Consider the following 2,960-nt stretch of genomic DNA (forward strand, 5'->3'; position numbering starts at 1 on the left):
ATCGTTTTTTTTTACGGTTTTACTAGCTTTTTCATTTTAGCTATTTTTTCATGGATTTGCAAAACTGAGATGCACCCTGCGCTTTGCGCTTCGGCGCACCCTACGGATTGCCTTTACAACAAATTGTTAAAAGCAGATGAATTATAAACTAGAATTTCCCCTCTCTCCCGAATTAGAAAAGTATCGCGACAGAATCGAAGCTACCATTAAACCTTACATCGAAATTCAAACCCAGAATAATGATGACGTTAATTGGTGGCAGAGTAAATTTGGGGGATTTCCTTATTTACCTAAAGGCTTTGAATATCCCAAAACTTGTGACGGTAAATATTTATTTTTGCTAGCGCAACTCAACTTTGATGAAATACCGCCTTTAGATGGTTTTCCCGATCGCGGAATTTTGCAGTTTTATATAGCCGACGATGACGTGTATGGTTTAGATTTCGGCAATTACGCCAATGTAGATAATCCCGCAGTCGAACAAAAATTCAAAATAATCTATTTTCCTCAGCCAGACTTCAAAGTTGAAAACATTATTACCAATTATGATTTTTTGCCGGAACCACAATATTTTCCTGTTCAGGGCTGTTGCGGCTTGCAATTTAATAAAAAATATGCGCCGATTAGTACCAATGACTACCAATTTACCGAACTTTTAGGCTCGGAAGTCGCTGAGTTATTTATGAACCCTGAAATTGAGGATGAGTACCTAGAAATATCGCAAGCCGTCGGTCATAAAATAGGTGGTTATCCTGATTTTACACAAGAGGACGTAAGAAAATATAGTAGTAACTCCGAGCAAAAACAAAAACTAGATATTCTTCTATTGCAAATGGATACCGATGGCAATGAGACAGTAGATATCATGTGGGGAGACAGTGGTGTAGGTAACTTTTTTATTGATGAATCTGCACTCAGAGAATTAGATTTTACTAAGGTTTTATATAATTGGGATTGTTCTTGAAAACAGCAGTAAAGTAAGCACACCTAAAAAAATGTAATACGCAGATGCCCGACTTTTTTAAGAAGTCGGGCATCTAACAGATTGAATAGCGTTCGACTATGCCCATGCCCCATGCCCAATTCCCCATGCCCCATGCCCTAAACCTGAGATTTGTGAACCACCACGGGTGTTCCCACCGAGGCCCATTCAAATAGCCATTTAGCGTGATTGACAGCTACATTTGTGCAGCCGTGAGTAACTGGATTGCCAAACAAATTGTGCCAGTAAGCGCCGTGAATTGCATTGCCACCGTCGTAATACATTGTATAGGGAACATCCGGCACGTCGTAGTCCGGGCCAGTCATTCTAGCAACGCGGTATTTGGTTTCAACGGCAAAGGTTCCCGTGCGGGTGGGAGTCGATGATTTGCCGCTGGAAATAACCACCGCGTAAACAGGTATATTTCCTTCCCAAGCTATTAACCTTTGTCTTGACAAATCTATTTCAATCCAGCGCTGGCCCGATTGCTGCAGCTGCATAATTTTATTAGCAATTATGTTGTGCTGTTCGCCGGCTAATGCGGTCATTGAACCGCCGCAGAATGCAGCAACTGTTAGGGCGCACCCGGCACAGAAAGTTCCAGCGCGGCGGAAGTAAGTTGAGTTGATAATGCTGTTCATTTCTCACACCTCGTACTATTTTAGATTTTAGATTGGCTTGTCCTATTTTAGATTTTAGATTTGAAATGTTGGATTGGGAAACGGGACTTAACAAGTTGTTAAGTTTTGGGCGAGAGTTCGGGCAATTTGGACGATCGCCCGCCAATCGCGATTGTCCACTAAGTGTTTAGGAAATAAGTCTCCGGCTAAACCAACGGCGATCGCCCCGGCCTCAATAAATACTTTGGCATTTTCCAGTGTCACCCCGCCAGTGGGAATTAAAGGAATGTTTCCCAGAGGGCCTTGCAGGCTTTTCAGATAAGTCGCGCCTCCCAAAGCCGATATCGGAAACACTTTAACGCAGGTAGCGCCTGCTTGCCACGCGGTCACAATTTCTGTAGGAGAAAAAGCACCGGGGACGATCGGCACTCCGGCGTCAACTGCTGTTTTAATCATCGCTACATCGGTGTGCGGAGTAAACAGAAATTGAGCGCCACAGTCTATTGCTTGCTGCAACTGTTCTAAGTTTAATAAAGTGCCAGTGCCAATACTAAAACTAGGGAATTCCGAGCGGAGTTGAGCAATTAATTCAGCGGCTTTGTGGGTGTTCCAAGTAATTTCAATAAACTGAATTCCTCCTGCTGCTACCGCTGATGCCATCTGCCAAGCAAGTTCCTTTTCGGAGGAACGGATGACTGCGATCGCCCGGTGTTTTTTTAGTAGTGTCAACCAAGATTGATGATTCATGCTAACTGATTTTGCCCCCAGATAATTCAATACAGTTCAGATCGGAAGACCGAGCGGTTGAAACCGCGTCTATATAAACAAAACCCACCTCCGTGGGTTTCCGAGGGGGCGGTTAAAATTGCGTTATTTTCTTTACACCACAGGCAACAAGAGTGCGTTTGACTCGCTAGCTAGAGTAAGTAAAGCCTCAGCATCGCTCGGTTGTACCATCCATATTACCGCCATTTGCATAACCTCGCTCTACCCGTTGTAATGAGCAACAACTTTAGTCACTTTTCCGGTTGAACTGACTTCCATAAACTCACCTGTCTTCGTGCCCTTTTGGTTGATGTAGTAAAAGACAACACTGGAAACTCCCCACATCACATCAAGCAACTCAAACTTGAGGTCAGGATAAACTTCCAGCCCCTTTTTGAAGTAGTTTCGTAGCGCTTCTTTGCCTGTCACTGTCCCAGATGGTTCGTTTAGCAGTTGCGCTGCGACAGGCGATATCAGAATTACATCTTCTGCGTAATGGGAGATGATTCGATCGAGGTTATAGTCATTTCAAATAAATGTGAGACAGAGGCAAGATCATGATAAAATCGATAAAAATAGTTAATTAGAAAAAA

At 43.2% G+C, this 2,960-nt stretch carries 3 protein-coding genes and 1 pseudogene; 1 reads left to right on the forward strand and 3 read right to left on the reverse strand.

All coding sequences use genetic code 11. The features are described from left to right. Window positions 1-136 precede the first annotated feature (136 nt). A complete protein-coding gene (locus tag QUA40_RS28185; RefSeq protein ID WP_333131937.1) occupies window positions 137-964 on the forward strand; it encodes a DUF1963 domain-containing protein in 828 nt (275 codons plus the stop codon). A 137-nt stretch (window positions 965-1,101) separates the two neighbouring features. Here the strand turns inward: QUA40_RS28185 and QUA40_RS28190 are convergent, their stop codons facing one another. From QUA40_RS28190 to QUA40_RS28200, 3 genes and pseudogenes are all read right to left on the reverse strand, one after another. Next, on the reverse strand, window positions 1,102-1,623 hold the full coding sequence (locus tag QUA40_RS28190; protein ID WP_333131939.1) for a L,D-transpeptidase: 522 nt from the start codon (window positions 1,621-1,623) through the stop codon (window positions 1,102-1,104). Window positions 1,624-1,710: 87 nt separating this feature from the next. Further along, a complete protein-coding gene (locus tag QUA40_RS28195; protein WP_333131941.1) occupies window positions 1,711-2,349 on the reverse strand; it encodes a bifunctional 4-hydroxy-2-oxoglutarate aldolase/2-dehydro-3-deoxy-phosphogluconate aldolase in 639 nt (212 codons plus the stop codon). Window positions 2,350-2,589: 240 nt separating this feature from the next. Next, window positions 2,590-2,883: pseudogene (locus tag QUA40_RS28200) on the reverse strand (nuclear transport factor 2 family protein); the annotation flags it as partial. Between the last annotated feature and the right edge of the window lie 77 nt (window positions 2,884-2,960).

This window comes from Microcoleus sp. Pol11C3, assembly GCF_036701485.1.
In the GTDB taxonomy this organism is placed as follows: Bacteria; Cyanobacteriota; Cyanobacteriia; order Cyanobacteriales; family Microcoleaceae; genus Microcoleus.

Excerpts from the sequence above, each read along its gene's own strand:
- QUA40_RS28185 (WP_333131937.1), top strand. The coding sequence starts at position 137 with ATGAATTATAAACTAGAATTTCCCCTCTCTCCCGAATTAGAAAAGTAT.
- QUA40_RS28190 (WP_333131939.1), bottom strand. The coding sequence starts at position 1,623 with ATGAACAGCATTATCAACTCAACTTACTTCCGCCGCGCTGGAACTTTC.
- QUA40_RS28195 (WP_333131941.1), bottom strand. The coding sequence starts at position 2,349 with ATGAATCATCAATCTTGGTTGACACTACTAAAAAAACACCGGGCGATC.